Here is a 19,890-nt window from a genome sequence, read left to right as displayed (position 1 = left end):
GCGCGGCAGGTGTGAGGGAGCCGTCAAAGTGGTGTAGACCTTACGTCGAATCGTACGTACGACAAGGGGTGGATCGAGAACCGTGAAGGGCCGTTACCTGAGCTTGGCCGCGTCCGGCGCCGTGCTGTGTCTGACCGCCGTGACGCTGACCGGCTGCGGCAGCCTGGAAAGCGTCACCGGGGACAACGAGGTGACCCTGCGGGTCGTGGCGGCCGACTACGGCGACAATCCGCAGAACTCCTCGACGGGCTACTGGAAGGACCTCGCGGCGGCCTTCGAGAAGGACAACCCGAACGTCCGCGTCGAGGTCAGCGTCTACTCCTGGTCGGAGGTCGACGCCAAGGTCGCCGAGATGGTCAAGGCGGGCAAGGCCCCCGACATCGCGCAGATCGGCGCCTACGCCGACTACGCGGAGGCGGACAAGCTCTACACCGTCGACGAACTGCTCTCCGTGAGCACCGAGGCCGACTTCCTGGGCCCCCTCGCCGACGCCGGCAAGGTCAAGCGCGTCCAGTACGGCATGCCGTTCGTGGCCAGCACCCGGCTGCTCTTCTACAACACCAAGCTCCTAGGCGACGCCGGGGTCATACCCAAGGACGGCGCGACCCCCTGGCAGCCCAAGAGCTGGGCGGACCTGGAGGCGGCCGCCAAGAAGCTCAAGGCCGCGAACGTGCCCACCCCGCTCGCCGTGCCGCTCGGCCGCGAGGAGGCCCAGGCCGAGTCGATGATGTGGATGCTCTCAGGCGGCGGTGGCTACACCGACAACGAGGAGGGCTACCAGATCGACTCCCCGGAGAACATCAAGGCCTTCGAGTTCCTCCGCGACAGGATGGTCGGCCAGGGCCTCACCGGCTCCGTCGAACCGGGCAAGCTCGACCGGCAGGCCGCCTTCGACGCCTTCACCCGGGGCGAGGTCGGCATGCTCAACGGCCACCCCACCCTGCTCAAGCAGGCCGCGGGCAAGGGCGTGAAGTTCGGCATGGTGCAGATGCCGACCGTCGACGGCACCGACCACTCCACGATGGGCGTCGCCGACTGGGTCATGGCCTTCAAGAACGGCCACAAGAAGGAGTCCGGGAAGTTCCTGGACCACCTGTACTCGGCGAAGAACGTGACGACCTTCACCAACCAGTACGACCTCCTGCCCGTCACCACCAGCGGCTACCGGGCCATGGACGCGAGCACCGGGGGCTCCGCCGCCCAGCTGAAGACCTTCCTCACGGCCCTGCCCAACGCCAAGCTCTACCCCGTCGGCAAGAAGTCCTGGGCCGGGGTCAGCGAGGACGTGAAGGAGAACATCGGGAAGGTCGTGCAGCCCGGCGGACAGCCCGCGAAGGTCCTGGAGGACATCGCGACGTCCGCCCTCAAGGCCGACGGCGACCGCTGACCCGGCGCGCGGCAGGTGTCGGTGGCCGCCGTTAATCTGGCCGTATGACCGACGACGGGCAGGTGGAAGGGCGGCCGGCGGCACGGCTGACCGCCACCGAGGCCGCCGTACTCGCCTACGAGGGGCGCAGCTGGCCGGGGCCGGGCGCCAAGGAGCGGGCGATACGCGAGGCCCTCGGGCTGACCCCCGTGCGCTACTACCAGCTGCTCAACGCCCTCATGGACGACCCGCGCGCGCTGGAGCACGCCCCCGGCACCGTCAACCGGCTCCGCCGCATCCGCGAGGCCCAGCGCGCCCGACGCTGATCGGGGCCGCCCGACGCCGATCCGGGTCGCACGACGCCGATCCGGGGCGCGGCCCCGTGCGGGAGCGGTGCCGGAGGCGGTCTGGGCGGGGGACGGACCACGCCGGTAGGGTCATCGGTATGGGGAGCCGCCCGCACGACCTGCCGATGCCCGAGCCCGTCACCGCCGCCGGACGCGAGGGCCTCGAAGCCCTCCTCCGCACACCCCGCAGGGCCGTCGTCGCCCTCGACTTCGACGGCACCCTCGCCGACATCGTTCCCGATCCCGATCAGGCCCGCGCCCACGCCGACGCCGTCCCGGCGCTCGCCGCGCTCGCGCCCGAGGTCGCCGCCGTCGCCGTGGTCACCGGCCGCCCCGCCGGGGTCGCCGTACGGTACGGCGGGTTCGCCGGGGTCCCGGGGCTGGAGCACCTGGTGGTCCTCGGCCACTACGGCGCCGAGCGCTGGGACGCCGTCACCGGCATCGTCCACGCCCCCGCCGAGCACCCGGGCGTCGCGGCCGTACGGGCCGAGCTGCCCGGCTTCCTCGACTCCATCGGCGCCTGGCGCGGGACCTGGATCGAGGAGAAGGGCCGGGCGCTGGCCGTCCACACCCGCCGCGCCGCCGACCCCGAACAGGCCTTCGCCGCCCTGCGGGAGCCGCTGGCCGAGCTGGCCGCCGGGCACGGACTGATGGTCGAGCCCGGCCGGGCCGTCCTGGAACTGCGGCCGCCCGGCATGGACAAGGGCGTCGCCCTGACCGAGTTCCTCACCGAACGCGACGCCGGGGCCGTCCTGTACGCGGGCGACGACCTGGGCGACCTCGCCGCGTTCTCGGCCGTCGAGAAGCGGCGCGCCGACGGACTGCCGGGGCTGCTGGTGTGCAGCGGCTCGGCGGAGGTGCCCGAGCTGGCCGCCCGCGCCGACCTGGTCCTGCCCGGCCCCGCCGCCGTCAGCGGATTTCTGGCCGCCCTGGCCCGGACCCTGCGCTCCTGACGACGCCCGCCGCGGGCCGGCCCGGAGCTCCGGACCGGCCCGCGGCGCACCGCGGCGGCCCCTAGGGCGCCAGCCGGTCCAGCTGGGCCGTGAACCAGGCCGCCGGGGGCAGCGCCGTGGCCGCCGCGGCCAGGCGCTTCGTACGCTCCGCCCGCTCCGCGGCCGGCATGGACAGCGCCGCGTGCAGGGCCTCGGCCGTCTGCGTCACGTCGTACGGGTTCACCACGATCGCGTCGTCCCGGAGCTCCCCGTACGCCCCGGCCCCCGTCGACAGGACCAGCGCGACGCCCGCCTCCGACACCACCGGGATCTCCTTCGCCACCAGGTTCATGCCGTCCCGCACCGGGTTCACCAGCGCCACGTCCGCCAGCCGGTACGCGGCCAGCGAGCGCGCGAAGTCGTCCTCGACGGACACCAGCACCGGCTGCCAGTCCTCCGTGCCGAACTCGGCGTTGATCTCCGCCGCCAGGTCCCGCACCGCCTGCGTGTACGACCGGTACGCCTCCAGGTCCTGCCGGGACGGGTACGCGGACGCCAGGTGCACCACCTCGCCCCGCCACTCGGGGTGGGTGGTGAGCAGCTCCCGGTAGGCCAGCAGGCCGCGCAGGATGTTCTTCGACAGCTCCGTGCGGTCCACCCGGACGATCGTCTTGCGGCCGGCGACCTCGGCCCGCAGCCCCGCCAGCTTGTCGTCGACCTCCGGCCGGTGGGCCAGGGCCCGCAGGTCGTCCCCGTCGACGCCCAGCGGGAACACCGCGACGTCCGTCCGCCGGTGCCGGACCGGGCCCAGCGGGCTCTTGCGCACGTAGCGCGCCTTCGACGCCTCGACGCCCGCCGGGAACATCGGCTCGGCGATGCCCCGCTCGTCGTCCAGGTGGGCGCCGCCCATGAAGCTGTGGGCCCACGGCCAGGTGTGGAAGCCGACCACGTCCGCGCCGAGCATGCCCCACACCAGCTCGGAGCGGATGTCGTCGGGCAGCATGCGCAGGTACTCCGACGACGCCCACGGCGTGTGCGTGAAGTGCCCGATCCGCAGGTCCGGCCGCAGTTCGCGCAGCTGCCCCGGGACCAGCGCCAGGTGGTAGTCCTGCACCAGCACCCGGGCGCCCTCCGCGGCCTCCTGCGCCAGCGCCTCGGCGAACGCCCGGTTGTAGGCGGTGTACGAGGCCCACTGCCGCCGGAACTTCGCGTCGAAGACCGGCTCGCGGGGGACGTCGTACAGGTGGTGGTGGGTGAACCAGAGCACCGAGTTGGCGATGCCGTTGTACGCGTCGTCGTACACCGCGGGGTCGATGTCGAGCATCCGGACGCCGGGCTCCGCGACGCCCCGGCGCACCGCCTCCCGGTCGGCGTCGGACAGGGCCGCGCAGATCCACAGGGCCTCCGGCTGCTGCGCGAGGGCCGCGGAGAGACCGGAGACGAGACCGCCCCCGCCGCGCCGGGCACTGAGGGTGCCGTCCTGGTCGAGGGCGTACGAGAGCGGGCCGCGGTTCGCGGCGACGAGTACCTGAGAAGCCATGCGGCCAACCTAGCCAGGCCCGCCCCCGGTCAAACGCGTGTGCGCCGGGGCCCCGCTGAGGATTACGCCACGCGACGGCCCGCGTACTCCGCGATCCCCGCCATCGGCGGCCGTTCCTCGGTGTCCACGGGGTACGTGTGCGGCACGAAACCGTCCGGCCCCCGCTCGAACTGCGTCAGCTCCGGGCGCACGAGGTGCCCGCGCGCGAGCCGCAGCTGCGCCGTGCGGTAGATCGCCGCGGCCATCCGGCCGAGCGCCTGCCCGTCCTGGTGGCGGTGCAGCCTGACCCCGACGTCGACCTGCGCCAGCGCGTCCAGCCCGACCGTGTGCAGCGCGTCCACGAGCAGGCCCAGCTCGACCCCGTAGCCGACGGGGAACGGCAGCCGCTCCAGCAGCGAACGCCGTACGGCGTACTCGCCGCCCAGCGGCTGCACGAAGCCGGCCAGCTGCGGCCAGTGCAGGTTCAGCAGGGGGCGGGCGACCAGCTCGGTGACCCGGCCGCCCTGGCCGGGGGCGTCCCCCAGCGGGCGGTCGTACATCGCCTTGACGAACTGGACCTGCGGGTCGGTCAGCAGCGGGCCCACAATCCCGGACACGAAGGCGGAGTCGAAGTCCCGCAGGTCGGCGTCCACGAAGCAGACGACGTCGCCGGTGGTCGCCAGCAGCGAGCGCCACAGCACCTCGCCCTTGCCGGGCAGCGCGGGGACGCGGGGGAGGACCTCGTCGCGGTGCACCACACGGGCGCCCGCGGCGGCCGCGACCTTCGCCGTACCGTCCGACGAACCGGAATCGATCACCACGAGTTCATCGACGAGCGGGAACGCCGGGCCCTCGATCAGATCGCGCCGGATCACCTCGACGATCCGCCCGACGGTGGCCTCCTCGTCGAGGGCGGGCAGCACCACGCTGACCGTCGTGCCCGTCGCCCGTTTCCGGTCGAGGAGCTGGTCGAGCGGTCGGTCGGCTGCGGACCAGGAGCGGGCGGCCAGCCAGCGCTCCACCTCTTCCAGCACTCTCGGGACTCCCTGCTTCATCGGTGGTTTGGACCGAAAAGTGATCCATCTCGCGGTTCGGACGGCTGTCTCAACCACCCGGACCTTCGGTTACAGTCTTGAACAACGCGATGGCCCACCGCATGCCGGGGGTCCCGCGCACAAACGCCCGGACACGCAATGAAGCGCGCCGTCCGGTGCCATACCGCTCATCCAGAGGGGCAGAGGGATACGGCCCGTTGAAGCCCCGGCAACCCTCCAGTCGGTTCTCGCGATGCGTCTGTGACGCACTCCCGCGAGGTCCCCGACTAGGGAAGGTGCCAATTCCGTCTCATGGCGAAGTGCGCCATGGGGAAGATGAGGAGAAAGGGCCTCGCCATCATGGCTGCACAGACCGTCGCCACCTCTGCCGAGCAGGCGTCCGTTGATCTCGGACCCGCCACCGGCCTTTCCTGTCGTGAGTGCGGAACCCGCTTCGAGCTCGGTCCCATTTTCGCCTGCGTCGAGTGTTTCGGACCGCTGGAAGTCTCCTACGAGCTGCCGCTGGGCAACCCCGAGGCCCTGCGCGCCGCCATCGAGGCCGGCCCCGACAACATCTGGCGCTACGCGCCGCTGCTGCCCGTCCCGGCGAACGTGGCCTCCAAGCCGAACCTGAACCCCGGCTTCACCAAGCTCGTCGACGCCGCCAACCTGGCCAAGGAACTGGGCGTCACCGGCAAGCTGTACGTCAAGGACGACTCCGGCAACCCGACGCACTCCTTCAAGGACCGCGTCGTGGCCATCGCCGTCGAGGCCGCCCGCGCCTTCGGCTTCACCACCCTCTCCTGCTCCTCCACCGGCAACCTGGCCGGCGCCGTCGGCGCCGCGGCCGCCCGCGCCGGCTTCCGTTCCTGCGTGTTCATCCCGCACGACCTGGAGCAGGGCAAGGTCGTCATGGCCGGTGTCTACGGTGGCGACCTCGTCGGCATCGAGGGCAACTACGACGACGTCAACCGCTTCTGCTCCGAGCTCATCGGCGACCCGCTGGGCGAGGGCTGGGGCTTCGTCAACGTCAACCTGCGCCCCTACTACGGCGAGGGCTCCAAGACCCTGGCGTACGAGATCTGCGAGCAGCTCGGCTGGCGGCTGCCCGACCAGATCGTCATCCCGATCGCGTCCGGCTCCCAGCTGACGAAGATCGACAAGGGGCTGCAGGAGCTGATCAAGCTCGGCCTCGTCGAGGACAAGCCGTACAAGATCTTCGGCGCCCAGGCCGAGGGCTGCTCCCCCGTGTCGACCGCCTTCAAGGCCGGTCACGACGTGGTCCGCCCGCAGAAGCCGAACACCATCGCCAAGTCCCTCGCGATCGGCAACCCGGCCGACGGCCCGTACGTCCTGGACATCGCCCGCCGCACCGGCGGATACGTCGAGGACGTCAACGACACCCAGGTCGTCGAGGCCATCAAGATCCTCGCGCAGACCGAGGGCATCTTCGCCGAGACCGCGGGCGGCGTCACCGTCGGCGTGACGAAGAAGCTCATCGACAACGGGCAGCTCGACCCGACGCTGACCACCGTGATCCTGAACACCGGCGACGGCCTCAAGACCCTGGAGGCGGTGGCCGCCGACAGCGGCCAGACCGCCACCATCCGCCCGAGCCTGGAAGCCTTCCGCGCCGCCGGCCTGGCCTGATCCTCCCCACGACACCCGGAAAGGCGGTAGCGCCATGAGCGTCAACGTCCGCATCCCCACCATCCTGCGCACCTACACCGGCGGCGTCGCCGAGGTTCCGGCCGAGGGCGCGACCCTGGCCGAGGTCATCGACTCCCTGGAGAAGAGCCACCCGGGCATCGCCGCGCGCGTCCTGGACGACCAGGGCAAGCTGCGCCGCTTCGTGAACGTCTACGTCAACGACGACGACGTGCGCTTCGAGGGCGGGCTGCAGACGGCGACGCCCGACGGCGCCGGCGTCTCGATCATCCCGGCCGTCGCCGGCGGCTGATCGTCCCGGACGGGCGGCCGATCGGCGCCCGCGGGCGGCCGCTGCCGCCCACCGATTTCTGAATTGCCCCCTCCGCCAATAAGCGGAGGGGGCAATTCTGCTTGATTGATAGCGGTAGAGTTGGGGAAGTCCCCTCCACTGTTCTTGCCCGCCGCATATGAGCGGGGCCGGGGAGGGTTGACATTGAGTCAACATGTGCGCGCGCTATGGGGCTTTGGCGTGGATTGTCAGGCCCGAGTTGCCCAGGAATATGCCAAATTTTCACTCTATTTCAATGTTTTCGCGTGTCCAGAATTCTCGTCGGATTGACCTGTTGCAGACAGCAGCGGTGCGGATACATTCAGCCCCGGTCGAGGCGTTCCGGCGCAAGTTCTGACCCGGGTCCGCGAAGTGCGGACCTGCGCAAGGGCCAGTAATAGGGGAGTTAGGCATGGCTCAGGGCACCGTCAAGTGGTTCAACGCGGAGAAGGGCTACGGCTTCATCGCGGTCGACGGTGGCGCGGATGTGTTCGTCCACTACAGCGCCATCCAGATGGACGGGTACCGCACCCTTGAAGAGGGTCAGCGGGTCGAGTTCGAGATCTCGCAGGGCCAGAAGGGCCCGCAGGCGGACATGGTCAAGCTCGCTGCCGGCTGAGTCCCAAGCGCGATCGACCACCGACGCACTCACACACGAGGGGCCCACATCCCGGACACGGGGATGCGGGCCCCTCGTGCGTGTCGGCCCCGGGACCCTTGCGGCGCCCGGCTCCCGACCCGCCGCCGGCCCCGGCGCCCGGCCCGCATTGGTCGAAGCCGCTTGCACTCGCGGGGGTCGAGTGCTAATCATTGGCGTTAGCACTCTCCAGGTGAGAGTGCTACTAAGACGAGGACCGGGCCGGTGAGGCCCGCAGGGTCCGGCGGGAAGGAACCGCCGGGTCCGCAGGCCGTCCGTCGCGGGCGCGGGCGCGGTCCGGAGCAATCCACCCCTGTCCGGGAGGACCACTTCAGATGGCCAAGATCATTGCGTTCAACGAGGAGGCCCGGCGCGGTCTCGAGCGTGGGATGAACCAGCTCGCCGACGCCGTCAAGGTCACCCTTGGCCCCAAGGGTCGCAACGTCGTCCTTGAGAAGAAGTGGGGCGCCCCCACGATCACCAACGATGGTGTCTCCATCGCCAAGGAGATCGAGCTCGAGGACCCGTACGAGAAGATCGGCGCCGAGCTGGTCAAGGAAGTCGCCAAGAAGACGGACGACGTCGCCGGCGACGGTACGACCACCGCCACCGTGCTCGCCCAGGCCCTCGTCCGCGAGGGTCTGCGCAACGTAGCCGCCGGCGCCAACCCGATGGCCCTCAAGCGTGGCATCGAGAAGGCCGTCGAGGCCGTCTCCGCCGCCCTGCTGTCGCAGGCCAAGGATGTCGAGACCAAGGAGCAGATCGCTTCGACGGCCTCCATCTCCGCCGCCGACACCCAGATCGGCGAGCTCATCGCCGAGGCGATGGACAAGGTCGGCAAGGAAGGCGTCATCACGGTCGAGGAGTCGCAGACCTTCGGCCTGGAGCTCGAGCTCACCGAGGGCATGCGCTTCGACAAGGGCTACATCTCGGCGTACTTCGCCACCGACATGGAGCGCATGGAGTCGTCCCTCGACGACCCGTACATCCTGATCGTCAACTCCAAGATCGGCTCGGTCAAGGACCTGCTGCCGCTCCTGGAGAAGGTCATGCAGTCCGGCAAGCCGCTGCTGATCATCGCCGAGGACGTCGAGGGCGAGGCCCTGTCGACCCTGGTCGTCAACAAGATCCGCGGCACCTTCAAGTCCGTCGCCGTCAAGGCCCCGGGCTTCGGCGACCGCCGCAAGGCCATGCTCGGTGACATCGCCATCCTCACGGGCGGCACGGTCATCTCCGAGGAGGTCGGCCTCAAGCTGGAGAACGCCGGTCTCGACCTGCTCGGCCGCGCCCGCAAGGTCGTCATCACCAAGGACGAGACCACCATCGTCGACGGTGCCGGTGACAGCGACCAGGTCCAGGGTCGCGTCAACCAGATCCGCGCCGAGATCGAGAACTCCGACTCGGACTACGACCGCGAGAAGCTCCAGGAGCGCCTCGCGAAGCTGGCCGGCGGCGTGGCCGTCATCAAGGCCGGTGCCGCGACCGAGGTCGAGCTCAAGGAGCGCAAGCACCGCATCGAGGACGCCGTTCGCAACGCGAAGGCGGCCGTCGAAGAGGGCATCGTCGCCGGTGGTGGCGTGGCCCTGCTCCAGGCCTCCTCGGTCTTCGAGAAGCTGGAGCTCACCGGTGACGAGGCGACCGGCGCCAACGCCGTGAAGCTCGCGCTGGAGGCCCCGCTCAAGCAGATCGCCGTCAACGGTGGTCTCGAGGGTGGCGTCGTCGTCGAGAAGGTGCGCAACCTGCAGATCGGTTGGGGCCTGAACGCCGCGACCGGCGAGTACGTCGACATGATCGCCGAGGGCATCATCGACCCGGCGAAGGTCACCCGTTCCGCGCTGCAGAACGCGGCGTCGATCGCGGCCCTCTTCCTCACCACCGAGGCCGTCATCGCCGACAAGCCCGAGAAGGCCGGTGCCCCCGCGGGCGGCGGCATGCCGGGCGGTGACATGGACTTCTGATCGGCCCCTGGCTGATCGGCTGTTCTCGAACGAGGGCGGCACCCCACGGGGGGTGCCGCCCTCGGGCGTTTTCGCCCCGGGGGGGCGGAGCTGAATCAGGTCAGCGGCTTGAGGAGCCAGACGTCCTCGTGGGCGGCGGGGAAGCCGGGGACGCGGGCGACCTCCTCGTAGCCGTGACGGGCGTAGAAGGCCGGGGCCTGGAAGGTGAACGAGGAGACCAGGATGCTCACGCAGCCCCGCCGGCGGGCCTCCTCCTCGGCCGCCGCCAGCAGCTCGGCGCCCCGGCCGTCGCCCCGGCTGTCCTCGCGGACCCAGGTCATGCCGATGCCCGCGCGGTCGCCCCAGCTCCAGCCGGAGAGCCCCGCGACGAGTCCACCGTCCGCGTCGGTGATCCGTACGGTGAACTCCGACTGCTCGTGCCCCGCCGTCGCCGCCTGGTTGAAGGCGTCCAGTTCCTTGCTGAGCCGCGCGTCGAGCTCCGAGTCCGCGCCGCTCGTGGTGATGTCCACCCCGTTGTCGTTCATGGGGTCATTGTGCGGTCCGGTAGAGCTTTGGGGCGAGCGTGTTTGCGGGCGGCCCCGGCGTCAGAAGCCGGAGGTGTCGAGTACGCAGCCGAAGGGCTCCGGGACCCGCAGTTCCTCACCGAAGGTGACGGTGGTGCGGGAGCGGTACCCGTGCGCGGACGGGTCGGAGAAGCAGGTGATCTCCGAGCCCTGCATGTCGACGACCAGGTACACGGGGACGAGAAGCCCGTACACGTCCAGCTTCTCGTTCCAGTCCGCGTCCTTCGTGGAGACGGACGTGAACTCGGCGACCAGCGCCAGCGCGGCCCCGTCGGCGTGCCGGCCTTCCGCTTCGAAGGCCGACTCGTCCGCGACGAAGAGGTCGGGGCCGTAGGCGCGTCCTGCCGAGGGGAACCGGAAGAGGAAGGGAGCGATGTCCGTCACGTGCCCGTCAGGCGCATGGGGCTCGAGCTGTCCGCGCAGCGCACGCATAGGGCGGTAGTAGCGCAGCTTGGACCACGGTGACACGACGATCTTCCCCCGGATGAGCTCGGCCTTGAAGCCGTCAGGCGTGTGCATCTGCTCGACGGTGCGCAGCAGGTCCTCGAACGTCGGCGGTGCCTCTATGGGTGTGGCCCGCTCGGTCATGGTGGTCACCGTCGTCCTCCGCATGGCGTGCTGTGCTGAGCCCGTGCCTCATCCCAGGCTAGTGGGGTGCGGCCCCGCGTGCCCGGTGCTTGGGACGGGGCGCCGTACGACGGGCGGGTTTGGTTGGATCGGGGGTATGAGCGAACGCAGCGTGCCCTTCGTCAAGATCTGTGGCCTCAAGACCGCCCGCGACGTCGACGTGGCCGTGGCCGCCGGGGCGGATGCCGTCGGCTTCGTCTTCGCGCCGGGCAGCCCCCGTACGGTCGACGCCGCCACGGCGCGGGCGCTCGCGGCGGAGGTGCCGGACGGGGTGCTCACCGTCGGGGTCTTCCGGGGCCAGTCGGTCGGGGAGGTGCGCCGGCTCACGGAGGAGAGCGGGGTGCGTGCCGTGCAGCTCCACGGGGACGAGGGCCCGGAGTACTACGAGGAACTCCGCGCGCCCGGCCGGACGCTGGTCCGGGCCACCGCCGAGCACGTGGAGCGGTGCGGGGAGCTGGGAGAGGACCTGTTGCTGCTCGACGCCCCGGACCCGGGCTCCGGCAAGCCGTGGAACTGGGGCTCTGCGGAGTTCACGGCGCCCGAGGGGCGGTGGCTGCTGGCCGGCGGGCTCACCCCGGCCAACGTCCGGGAGGCCGTCGCGGCGACGGGCGCGTGGGGCGTCGACGTCTCCAGCGGTGTCGAGCGGGAACGCGGGGTCAAGTCCCCGGAGCTGATCCGCGCCTTCGTGGAGGCGGCCCGGGGCTGAGCGGTCGCTGCGGCAAGGGCTGGATCCGGGCCGTCCCCATCGGATCCTGCCGGCCGGCCCGCGCCGCTCGGCGGCGCCCCGAGGCGCGGGACGGGCGTCGCGGGCCGGCCGGGACCCTCACAACGCGCTCAGCGCCGTCCGAGTGCCGTGACGGCCGTGTCGAAGGCGGTGTCGCGGTTCCGGGCGAACTCCTCCTCGGTGAAGACCGGTGTCCGCAGGTGCGGGGGGATCCCGGCGCCGTCGAAGGTCGTTCCGGTGCGGGTGAGGTACTCCTCGTTGGGGAGCCGGATCGTCATGCCGTTCGGGAGCGAGCGGATCATGACGTCGGAGAAGACGCCCTGGGTGGCTTCCCCGACGCGGACGGTCCGGCCGGGCCGGTCGATGAGGGCCTGGGTGAAGGTCTCGCCCGCGCTGAACGTCGTCGGGGAGGTGAGCACGGCGACGGGGCCGGTGTAGCGGGGCGAGTTCCGGTCCGGTTCCACGCGTACGGCTTGCGGCGGGGTGTGGCGGGTGCGCTTGCTGTAGGCGGTGTACGGGGTGTCGGTCAGGCGTCCGGCGATGTGCAGGCCCAGGGCGTCCTCGCCGCCACCGTTGACCCGTACGTCGATGACGAGCCCCTGGAGGGAGGCGGTGCGCGCGGGGGTGAGGACGGTTCCCAGTGCCCGGTCCAGTTCGGCGAGCTGGGCGGCGTACGTCGGGTCCTGCTCGTCGTAGCTGTTGAAGCCGGCGATCCGGAGGTAGCCCTTTCCGTCGGGCAGGTCCGCGTACGAGATCTGCCCGTTCGCGAACTCCTGCGGCTGCACGCCGCCGAGGTCCCGCCGGATGACGTGCTCCTTGGCCCGGGGCTCCAGCGCTTGGGGGGCGGGGTGGGTACCGGGCCGGGTCCGGCGGAAGACGCGTTCCTTTCCGTCGATGACGGCGACGTGGGCGTCGTACAGGGGGGCCAGCATGTCGGAGAACAGGGCGAAGAGTTCATCCCGGGGCGTGTCCGGGCGGACCGCGGGGCGGCGGGCGTCCCGGACGGCGTGCCAGTCGACGCCCTTGGCCGCGAAGAACGGGTAGTTCTCCTCGAAGGTCTGCCAGAAGACGTCGAAGGCCGTCAACGAGTCCTCGGGAAGCTCCTGTTCGCAGGTCTTGGGCAGTGCGGCGATCCGCCGCAGCGTCCGGTCGCCCGTGGCCCCTGCGACGTGCAGCGTGCCCCGGGGGCCGCGGGTGCGGACGGTTCGGACGGTGTGGTCCTCGGCGCGGTAGACGCCCGGGGCGGTGCGCCGGGCGTCGCCGCCGGGTGCGCAACTGATCGCGGTGGTCCGGTACTCCCGCAGCCGGCCGTCCGCGATCTGCAGGACGGTGCCGTAACCCTCCACCCGCCAGAAGCCGTCGTCCGCGGAACCGGCCGTCGCCGGGGCGCTTCCGGTGGCTCCTCCCGTCGCGCTTCCGGTGGTTCCTCCCGTCGCGGCCGCGGGTGCGGTCGCCCCGGTGGCGAGGGCCAGCGCCATCACCACCGTCACGGCCCCGGGTCCCTTGGACCCCTTCGGCCTCGCGCGGCCCTTGGTCCTCCTCGACCACTTCGGTCGCATTCGTTTCCCCCTGTTGGTCGTGCCGTTCCGCGCGGTCCGCCCGGAACGCCCAGGAGATGATCATGGTCGGGTCCGTCCGTGGGTGACATCCGGCGGACCGGAGGTCCGACCGGGGGCTATCCCCCCGGTCGAGAGGCCCGTCCGTTCCGACCCCTTGATCGTCGCGGATGGTGTGTTAGGTTAATTCTGTAGTGATCGTTATCGAATTCAGGGGGATCCGTCATGGAGAAGAACGCGCTGGTCACCGGAGGCAGCAGGGGCATCGGTCGGGCCGTCGCGGAGCGGCTCGCCGCCGACGGGGTCACGGTCGTGCTCACGTACGCCAGTGATGAGGGGGCTGCCCGGGAAACCGTCGGGAAGATCACCGCGGCGGGCGGCCGGGCCCACGCCCTGCACGCGGAGCTCGGCCACCACGGGGACGCCGCCGCGCTCTGGGACGCGTACGACGCGCTGGAGCTCGGCGGGGTCGACATCATCGTCAACAACGCGGGCATCGGACTGCCGATTCCCCTCGGGCAGGTCACCGAGGCGGACTTCGACCGGGTCTTCGCCGTGAACGTCCGCGCGCCGTTCTTCGTCGTGCAGGAGGGCCTCGACCGGCTGCGCGACGGCGGCCGCGTCATCAACGTCTCCAGCGGCGCCGCCCGGATCGCGATGCCCGAGATCCTCGCCTACGGGGCCACCAAGGGCGCGCTCGACAACCTCACCCTCAACCTGGCGAAGGCCCTCGGCCCGCGCGGGATCACCGTCAACTCGGTCGCCCCGGGCATCGTCGACACCGACGTCAACGCCGGTTGGCTGCGCGGCAACCCGGAGGCGGAGGCGCACGCCGCCTCCCTCGCCGCGCTCGGCCGGGTGGGCCGCCCGCAGGACATCGCCGACGTCGTCGGGTTCCTCGCCTCCGACGCGGCCCGATGGGTCACCGGCCGAGTGGTCGACGCGACGGGCGGCGCGGGACTGTAGCGGGACGCCGACGGTCGGTTCGGGGTCGGGGCCGGGGTCGAGGGGGCGAAGGGGCGAGGGGCCGTGCGCCGCCGTCGGGGAGCGGTGCGAAAGGCTGACCTCCGTCGCCGAGCGGCAGGCTCGGATCGCCGAACGCAGGAAGCGAGCACATGACCGGAACCGTCCCGCCCGTACCCCCGGCCCCGCCCGTACCCCCGGCCCCGCCCGTTCCGCCCGTCACCGACGCGTTGCGGGCCGAGGCCGCGGCGCGGCCCGGGGGTTGGGTGTACGGGATCGATCGCTACTTCGATCCCGCGGGCGAGGTCCCGCCGTACGGGATCGTCGGGGCCTGGAAGGTCGACGAGCGGGGGGAGCTGACCGGTGAGTTCCAGCACAACTCCCGTTACCGGCCTTCCCCGTTGAGTCGGGGTCTGCCCGAGCCGCGTGATCCGGTGGAGGCGGCGACGCAGCTCGCCGCCACCGGGTACGGCTCGGACGGGGCGGTGCGGGACGCCCTGCTGGAGGCCGTCGTGTACCTCCTCCCCGGTGACGGGCGGCCGGGGATCGTGTCCTACACGGATGAGCTGGGCACCTTCGTACCGGTCTTCACCAGCGCCGGGCACGCGCCGGCGTCGTCCCCGACCCTCGTCCGCCGCGCGTTCCGGGAGCTGCTGGAGCAGCTGCCGGCGGACGTCGCGGTGCGGCTCAACCCCGGGCGGTCGGTGTCCGTGCGGCTGCCCGTCGCCGACCTGCTGGACGGGTCCCGGTAGGCGCGTTGTCGGCGGGGGCGCGCCGCCGGCCCGGCTTCCCGCCGCCGGCCCGGCTTCCCGCCGCCGGCGCGGCGCGGCCGTACGGGTGGTCTTCGTGCGGCGGCCGTGGGCGGGGCGGGCCGGGCGGCCGCTCGGGGGCACGGATGGGAGGGAGATCCGCCCCCGCACGGACGTGTCCGTCGTGGCCTGGGCGGCTCGTCCGTGCCGACGTCCGACCCCGTGAGGGAGTTCCCCCATGCGCCTGTTCGCACGCGTGGCCACCGCCGCGCTCCTCGCCGTGACCCCCGTCGTGGCCGGTACGGCTTCCGCCGCGGCCCCGGAGCCGACCCCGGCGCCGCTGTTCACCGCCGCCGACGCGGTGCCCGGCCGGTACATCGTGACCCTGGAGGCGGGGGTGGACGCTGCGGGGGCCGCCCGGGGCCTGGGGCTGGAGCCGTCGTTCCTCTACACCTCGGCGCTGAACGGCTTCGCGGCCGCGCTGACGCCGATCCAGCTGGCGGCCGTCCGCGACAGTCCGGGCGTGAGGTCGGTCGAGGAGGACGCCGAGGTGCGGTCCGTGCCGCAGCCTTCCTCGGGCGCCGGATCGCGGGCACCGGCCGCTTCGTGGGGGCTGGACCGGATCGACCAGGAGAAGTTGCCGCTGGACGACGGGTTCACCGTCCGCGGCACCGGCGCCGGGGTGACCGTGTACGTCCTCGACACCGGCATCGAGCGGGGCCACGAGGAGTTCGGCGGCCGGGCCGCGGCCGGCTTCGACGCCGTCGACGACGGCCTGGACGGTCAGGACTGCCAGGGCCACGGCACGCACGTCGCGGGCACGGTCGCGGGCCGGACGTACGGGGTGGCCAGGGAGGCGGGCCTGGTGAGCGTGCGGGTCCTGCGGTGCGACGGCACGGGCACGTACTCGGGGATCGTCGCCGGGCTGGACTGGGTGGCCCGCAACGCCGTCCGGCCGGCCGTGCTCAACGCCTCCCTGGCCGGGGACCGGTCGGAAACCGTCAACAACGCGGCGACCGCGCTGGCCGACGCGGGAGTGCTGCCGGTCGTCGCCGCGGGCAACGCCGCCCGGGACGCCTGCCGGTTCTCGCCCGCCTCCGCGGCGAAGGTGGTGACGGTCGCCGCGGCGGACGGGCGGGACGAGCAGGCCGCCTTCTCCGACTTCGGCCCGTGCGTGACCCTCCACGCGCCCGGCACGGACATCGTCTCGGCCCGGTTGGGCGGGGGCGGCGTGGCCCACGACGGTACGTCGATGGCCGCACCGCACGTCACCGGCGTCGCCGCGCTCTACCTGGCCGAGCACCCCGGGGCACTGCCGGCGGAGGTCGCGGAGTTCCTCGTCGCCGCGTCCACGAAGGACGTCCTGACCGGCCTCGGCGACGGCAGCCCGAACCGCCTGCTGTTCACCGGCGGACTCTGACGGGCCGGCGCGGAGGCGTGACGGTCACCCGTACGAATCGCCCGTACAGGTGCCCGTGCGGGTCGCCCGTACGCGTGAACTTCAAGGAGCCGTGCTGACGGGGTGCGGCCCCGGTCGGCAGGCCGGAAAGATCCTTTCCGCAGTCCGTCCGGCGGCCCCGCTCGGCGGTATCCGGCGATCCGCCAGGTAGAGGCTCTCGGCTCAAGGGTTTCGCGGGCCGTATCCGATGAAGGAAGGGGCCGCGCACCGGGAGGCATTCGTCGGGGACGGACGCGGCTCACTCCGCCGATCCACACGCACTTCAGGGAGTTCCCTTCATGCGTCTGCTTGCCGCGCGCCTGACCACCGCCGCCGTCCTCGCGCTGACCTCCGTGGCGGCCGGTACGGCTTCCGCCGACACGCCGGAGCCGACCCCGGCGCCGCTGATCAGCTCCGCGAACGCCATCCCGGGCAGCTACATCGTCACCCTCGACAAGAAGTTCGACCCGGCGGAGTTCGCGAAGAGCCTCGGGCTGAAGACGAAGTTCTCCTACACCAGGACGATCAACGGCTTCGCCGCGTCCCTGGACGCGAAGCAGCTGAAGGCCGTCCGTGGCGCGTACGGCGTGCAGTCCGTGGCGGAGGACGCGAGCGTGTCCGGTCCGCCGGCCCCGGCGAAGGGGGCGCAGACGAAGTCGCCCTCGAACTCCTGGGGCCTGGACCGCATCGACCAGCGGTTCCTGCCGCTCGACAACAACTTCAGCGCGAACCGCAGCGGCCAGGGCGTGACCGCGTACATCCTGGACAGCGGCATCGACTACCGGCACCCCGACTTCGGCGGCCGAGCGCGCGCCGGCTTCGACGCGATCGGTGACGGCCGCAACGGCCAGGACTGCAACGGCCACGGCACGCACGTCGCGGGCACGGTCGGCGGTACGACCTTCGGTGTGGCGCGCAAGGTGAACCTGGTCAGCGTGCGTGTCCTCGGGTGCGACAACCGGGGTGCGTGGTCGGGGATCATCGCGGGCTTCGAGTGGGTGGCCCGGAACGCGCAGCAGCCGGCCGTCCTGAACGCCTCCCTCGGCGGCGGCCGGCTCGACGCGGTCAACAACGCCGCGACCGCCGTGTCCGACCGGGGCGTACTGCCCGTCATCGCGGCGGGCAACGACAACCGTGACGCCTGCCAGGTCTCGCCGGCCTCCGCCGCGCGCGTCGTGACGGTCGGCGCGACCGATCGCTTCGACCAGGAGACCGACTTCTCGAACTGGGGCGAGTGCCTCGACATCTACGCCCCGGGCAAGGACATCATCTCCGCGCGGCTGGGCGGCGGCAGCGTGTCCATGAACGGTACGTCCATGGCCGCGCCGCACGTCACCGGTGTTGCCGCGCTCTACAAGTCGGAGCACCCGAACGCGCTGCCGGCGGAGGTGACGGACTTCCTGGACGAGGTGTCCACGAAGGACATCGTCCAGAACCTCAGCGACAACAGCCCGAACAAGCTGCTGTTCACCGACGGTCTCTGAGCAGCGGTAGTAACTCAGAGCGCCGCGACGAAGGTCGCCCAGGCCCGTGCGTGGAACACCACGTGCGGGCCTTCGGGCTGCTTGGAGTCCCGGACAGGGACGAGGTGGGGGTGGCCGTCGGCAACTTCGAGGCACTCGCCGCCGTCGCCGCCGCTGCGGGTGGACTTGCGCCAGGTGGCCATTTCCAGGCAGTCGCCGCCAGTGCCGTCGCTGTAGCTGGACTTGTGCCAAGTGGCTGCTGAAAGGTCGTACTCAGGCGTGCTGGTCATGTTCGTAATCCTCCGCCACGGACTCGATCAGAGCCAGGGATTGGCTGGGTGACAGCGCGCTGGCCGTGAGCAGATCGTAGGTCAGCGAGTGACGGGCCACGGTGGCCGGGTCGTCGAGGAGTACGCCGATGGCGTTGCCCTGAATGTATGCGAGTGGGGGAGCCTCCTCGAAGTCCATCAGCTTCAATGTGCCGCCCATGGAGGAATGCGCCCCAGCGCTGAACGGCAAGACCTGCACGAAGATTCGGCGTACACGGATCAAGGCTGCGATATGACGCAGAGCCTCTGACATCACTGCGTGGCTACCGACGGCGCGCCGTAGTACGGCTTCGTCAAGTACACACCAGAACAGAGGGGTTGTTGGGTTGCTCAGGATGGCGGCACGATCCAGGCGGTTCTTGACCAGCTCCGCGATGACTTCCTCTGTGGCCGTTGGTTGGTAGGCGACGAAGACTTCACGAGCGTAGGCCTCCGTCTGGAGGATTCCGGGGAGTGCCAGGGGGGCGTACTCCCGGATCGACCTGGCTTCCGCCTCGGCCTCCGCGGCCTCCGCGAAGTGATTCGGGTACTTGGACTTGGCCAACGCCCCGCAGTTGCGGACGAAGAACCCGCCGGTGTCGAGGATCTCGTCGATCTGCTGGGCGAAGTCGAGGTGCATGCGGCGCGTGCCGGATTCGAGTTGGCCGATGAACGAGCCGCTGACGAAGAGCCGTTCGGCCAGTTCGGCCTGACTCAAGCCCGCGCGTTCGCGCGCCACGCGGAGTTCGGCGCCGAGCAGGGCGCGGGGTGACGAGGAGGGATCGAGGCTCTTTCCTGGCATGGCAACTCCCGGATCAACATGCGGGGGTGTTGAGGGTCCGCACTTGAAAGGCTAGCCACGGCGTCGCCACGCTGAGTATCGAAGTTGAATACTCAGAGTAGAAAGGTGACATGTCATGGTGCTCACCCCACAGGAGCGCATGGAGGCGGCCGAGGAGGCCGTCCGGCAGTTGAAGGACTCCCTTGCCGGAGTGGGGGTGCTGTTCCCCTCGCTCGACGTGGAACGGGTCTCCGCCGCCGGTTCGTACGGCCTGCCGCTGGTCGATCTCGGACGCTGCAACCTGGACACCGCGCTGCGACTGGCCGCCGTGCTCCACGAGCGGGCGGGTGACGCGTGAGCGGGACGGTCGACGCCGCCGAGTTCGCCTTCGAACTGGGCTGGCGGCTGCGCGGGTTGGAGACGGCCCTCGCGCCGCGCGGGGCGCACGGGCCGACGGCGGGGAGCCCGAAGCCGCCCCCGCCGCCGGGGTGGCAGCGGTTCATGCTCGTCCACTGCCCGGTGGAGGGCTACCCGGGGTTCGACGACCCCCGCTACGAGGGGCTCCGTACGAGCCCGCCGCATGGGTGCGTCGCCGAGGACCTCGGCGGCTGCCTGGGGCTGCGGTGCGAGCGGCCGGGCGGGAGGCTGCTGGACTCGGTCGCCGAGCTGTGCGCGGAGATCCGTACCGGGCACGGGCTGCTGATGACCGGGCTCGGCATCGACAAGCTGTGGGAGTGGTCCGAGGACGGTACGGACGGCTGGGGCGCGGAGATCGTGGGTCAGCTGCTGCTCATGGCGGCCGAACGCGGCCCGAAGCTCGGGTACGGCGTGGACGATCTGACCGGGTTCCTGCGGGAGGCGGCCGGAGTCTGACCAGCCGCCTTCGGTGGGCCCGGACACGAGAGCCCCGCCCCGCGCGGGGCCTTCGCGCGTAACGGACCCGTCAC

General features: G+C 71.4%; 21 protein-coding genes and 1 riboswitch. Of the genes, 14 read left to right on the top strand and 7 right to left on the bottom strand.

Annotated elements, in window-relative coordinates; translation table 11 throughout:
* Window positions 1–82 precede the first annotated feature (82 nt).
* The 3 genes from NOD94_RS00300 (at window position 83) to otsB (ending at window position 2,666) form a co-directional block, all read left to right on the top strand.
* Window positions 83–1,387, top strand: coding sequence for an extracellular solute-binding protein (locus NOD94_RS00300; protein ID WP_281203606.1), 1,305 nt, complete (start codon window positions 83–85; stop codon window positions 1,385–1,387).
* A gap of 44 nt (window positions 1,388–1,431) precedes the next feature.
* A complete protein-coding gene (locus NOD94_RS00295; RefSeq protein WP_281203605.1) occupies window positions 1,432–1,692 on the top strand; it encodes a DUF3263 domain-containing protein in 261 nt (86 codons plus the stop codon).
* 119 nt (window positions 1,693–1,811) lie between these two features.
* Complete coding sequence (otsB, locus tag NOD94_RS00290) at window positions 1,812–2,666, top strand: trehalose-phosphatase (RefSeq protein WP_281203604.1); 855 nt, start codon at window positions 1,812–1,814, stop codon at window positions 2,664–2,666.
* Between the two features lie 61 nt (window positions 2,667–2,727).
* Here the strand turns inward: otsB and NOD94_RS00285 are convergent, their stop codons facing one another.
* Window positions 2,728–4,185 carry a trehalose-6-phosphate synthase gene (locus NOD94_RS00285; RefSeq protein ID WP_281203603.1) on the bottom strand — a complete coding sequence of 486 codons (1,458 nt, stop codon included), beginning with the start codon at window positions 4,183–4,185 and terminating at the stop codon, window positions 2,728–2,730.
* Window positions 4,186–4,247: 62 nt separating this feature from the next.
* On the bottom strand, window positions 4,248–5,198 hold the full coding sequence (locus NOD94_RS00280; RefSeq protein WP_281203602.1) for a glucosyl-3-phosphoglycerate synthase: 951 nt from the start codon (window positions 5,196–5,198) through the stop codon (window positions 4,248–4,250).
* Between the two features lie 185 nt (window positions 5,199–5,383).
* Window positions 5,384–5,541: riboswitch (SAM riboswitch) on the top strand.
* A 17-nt stretch (window positions 5,542–5,558) separates the two neighbouring features.
* Between NOD94_RS00280 and thrC the strand changes: the two genes are divergently transcribed.
* The 4 genes from thrC to groL all read left to right on the top strand — a co-directional run bounded on the left by thrC (window position 5,559) and on the right by groL (window position 9,771).
* Window positions 5,559–6,848: a threonine synthase gene (thrC, locus tag NOD94_RS00275; protein ID WP_281203601.1), complete on the top strand. Its 1,290-nt coding sequence runs from the start codon at window positions 5,559–5,561 to the stop codon at window positions 6,846–6,848.
* 34 nt (window positions 6,849–6,882) lie between these two features.
* On the top strand, window positions 6,883–7,158 hold the full coding sequence (locus tag NOD94_RS00270) for a MoaD/ThiS family protein (RefSeq protein ID WP_281203600.1): 276 nt from the start codon (window positions 6,883–6,885) through the stop codon (window positions 7,156–7,158).
* A 430-nt stretch (window positions 7,159–7,588) separates the two neighbouring features.
* Window positions 7,589–7,795: a cold-shock protein gene (locus NOD94_RS00265; RefSeq protein WP_008743607.1), complete on the top strand. Its 207-nt coding sequence runs from the start codon at window positions 7,589–7,591 to the stop codon at window positions 7,793–7,795.
* Between the two features lie 353 nt (window positions 7,796–8,148).
* Entirely contained in the window at window positions 8,149–9,771 is a 1,623-nt protein-coding gene (gene groL, locus NOD94_RS00260; RefSeq protein WP_281203599.1) for a chaperonin GroEL, read from the top strand.
* A gap of 95 nt (window positions 9,772–9,866) precedes the next feature.
* Here groL and NOD94_RS00255 read toward each other — a convergent pair whose 3' ends face one another.
* Window positions 9,867–10,295 (bottom strand): GNAT family N-acetyltransferase, encoded by a 429-nt coding sequence (locus NOD94_RS00255; RefSeq protein WP_281203598.1) that lies wholly within the window; start codon window positions 10,293–10,295, stop codon window positions 9,867–9,869.
* Window positions 10,296–10,355: 60 nt separating this feature from the next.
* Window positions 10,356–10,922 (bottom strand): Uma2 family endonuclease, encoded by a 567-nt coding sequence (locus NOD94_RS00250; protein ID WP_281203711.1) that lies wholly within the window; start codon window positions 10,920–10,922, stop codon window positions 10,356–10,358.
* A 136-nt stretch (window positions 10,923–11,058) separates the two neighbouring features.
* Here NOD94_RS00250 and NOD94_RS00245 point away from each other — a divergent pair, with 136 nt between their 5' ends.
* Window positions 11,059–11,667 (top strand): phosphoribosylanthranilate isomerase, encoded by a 609-nt coding sequence (locus tag NOD94_RS00245; RefSeq protein WP_281203597.1) that lies wholly within the window; start codon window positions 11,059–11,061, stop codon window positions 11,665–11,667.
* A 128-nt stretch (window positions 11,668–11,795) separates the two neighbouring features.
* Here NOD94_RS00245 and NOD94_RS00240 read toward each other — a convergent pair whose 3' ends face one another.
* Complete coding sequence (locus NOD94_RS00240; RefSeq protein ID WP_281203596.1) at window positions 11,796–13,175, bottom strand: S41 family peptidase; 1,380 nt, start codon at window positions 13,173–13,175, stop codon at window positions 11,796–11,798.
* Between the two features lie 291 nt (window positions 13,176–13,466).
* Here NOD94_RS00240 and NOD94_RS00235 point away from each other — a divergent pair, with 291 nt between their 5' ends.
* The 4 genes from NOD94_RS00235 to NOD94_RS00220 all read left to right on the top strand — a co-directional run bounded on the left by NOD94_RS00235 (window position 13,467) and on the right by NOD94_RS00220 (window position 17,875).
* Window positions 13,467–14,207, top strand: coding sequence for an SDR family oxidoreductase (locus NOD94_RS00235; protein WP_281203595.1), 741 nt, complete (start codon window positions 13,467–13,469; stop codon window positions 14,205–14,207).
* Between the two features lie 149 nt (window positions 14,208–14,356).
* On the top strand, window positions 14,357–14,956 hold the full coding sequence (locus tag NOD94_RS00230) for a type VII secretion system-associated protein (RefSeq protein WP_281203594.1): 600 nt from the start codon (window positions 14,357–14,359) through the stop codon (window positions 14,954–14,956).
* 235 nt (window positions 14,957–15,191) lie between these two features.
* On the top strand, window positions 15,192–16,373 hold the full coding sequence (locus tag NOD94_RS00225) for a S8 family peptidase (RefSeq protein ID WP_281203593.1): 1,182 nt from the start codon (window positions 15,192–15,194) through the stop codon (window positions 16,371–16,373).
* A 317-nt stretch (window positions 16,374–16,690) separates the two neighbouring features.
* The gene (locus NOD94_RS00220) at window positions 16,691–17,875 is read left to right on the top strand and encodes a S8 family peptidase (protein ID WP_281203592.1); all 1,185 of its coding nucleotides are present in this window, start codon (window positions 16,691–16,693) and stop codon (window positions 17,873–17,875) included.
* A gap of 14 nt (window positions 17,876–17,889) precedes the next feature.
* Here the strand turns inward: NOD94_RS00220 and NOD94_RS00215 are convergent, their stop codons facing one another.
* Together NOD94_RS00215 and NOD94_RS00210 are read right to left on the bottom strand one after the other, a co-directional pair.
* Window positions 17,890–18,144 carry a DUF397 domain-containing protein gene (locus NOD94_RS00215; RefSeq protein WP_281203591.1) on the bottom strand — a complete coding sequence of 85 codons (255 nt, stop codon included), beginning with the start codon at window positions 18,142–18,144 and terminating at the stop codon, window positions 17,890–17,892.
* A complete protein-coding gene (locus tag NOD94_RS00210) occupies window positions 18,128–18,964 on the bottom strand; it encodes a helix-turn-helix transcriptional regulator (RefSeq protein WP_281203590.1) in 837 nt (278 codons plus the stop codon). Before NOD94_RS00210 ends, NOD94_RS00215 begins: the two co-directional genes overlap by 17 nt.
* 115 nt (window positions 18,965–19,079) lie before the next feature.
* Between NOD94_RS00210 and NOD94_RS00205 the strand changes: the two genes are divergently transcribed.
* Together NOD94_RS00205 and NOD94_RS00200 are read left to right on the top strand one after the other, a co-directional pair.
* Window positions 19,080–19,301 (top strand): hypothetical protein, encoded by a 222-nt coding sequence (locus NOD94_RS00205; RefSeq protein WP_281203589.1) that lies wholly within the window; start codon window positions 19,080–19,082, stop codon window positions 19,299–19,301.
* Window positions 19,298–19,816 (top strand): amidase, encoded by a 519-nt coding sequence (locus tag NOD94_RS00200; protein WP_281203588.1) that lies wholly within the window; start codon window positions 19,298–19,300, stop codon window positions 19,814–19,816. The genes NOD94_RS00205 and NOD94_RS00200 overlap by 4 nt, the downstream gene beginning before the upstream one ends.
* The last annotated feature ends 74 nt before the right edge of the window (window positions 19,817–19,890 follow it).

The organism is Streptomyces sp. Isolate_45 (genome assembly GCF_024721315.2).
Classification (GTDB): domain Bacteria; phylum Actinomycetota; class Actinomycetes; order Streptomycetales; family Streptomycetaceae; genus Streptomyces.
The sequence above is the reverse complement of the archived record's forward strand: the minus strand, read 5'-3'. Positions and strand labels throughout refer to the sequence as shown.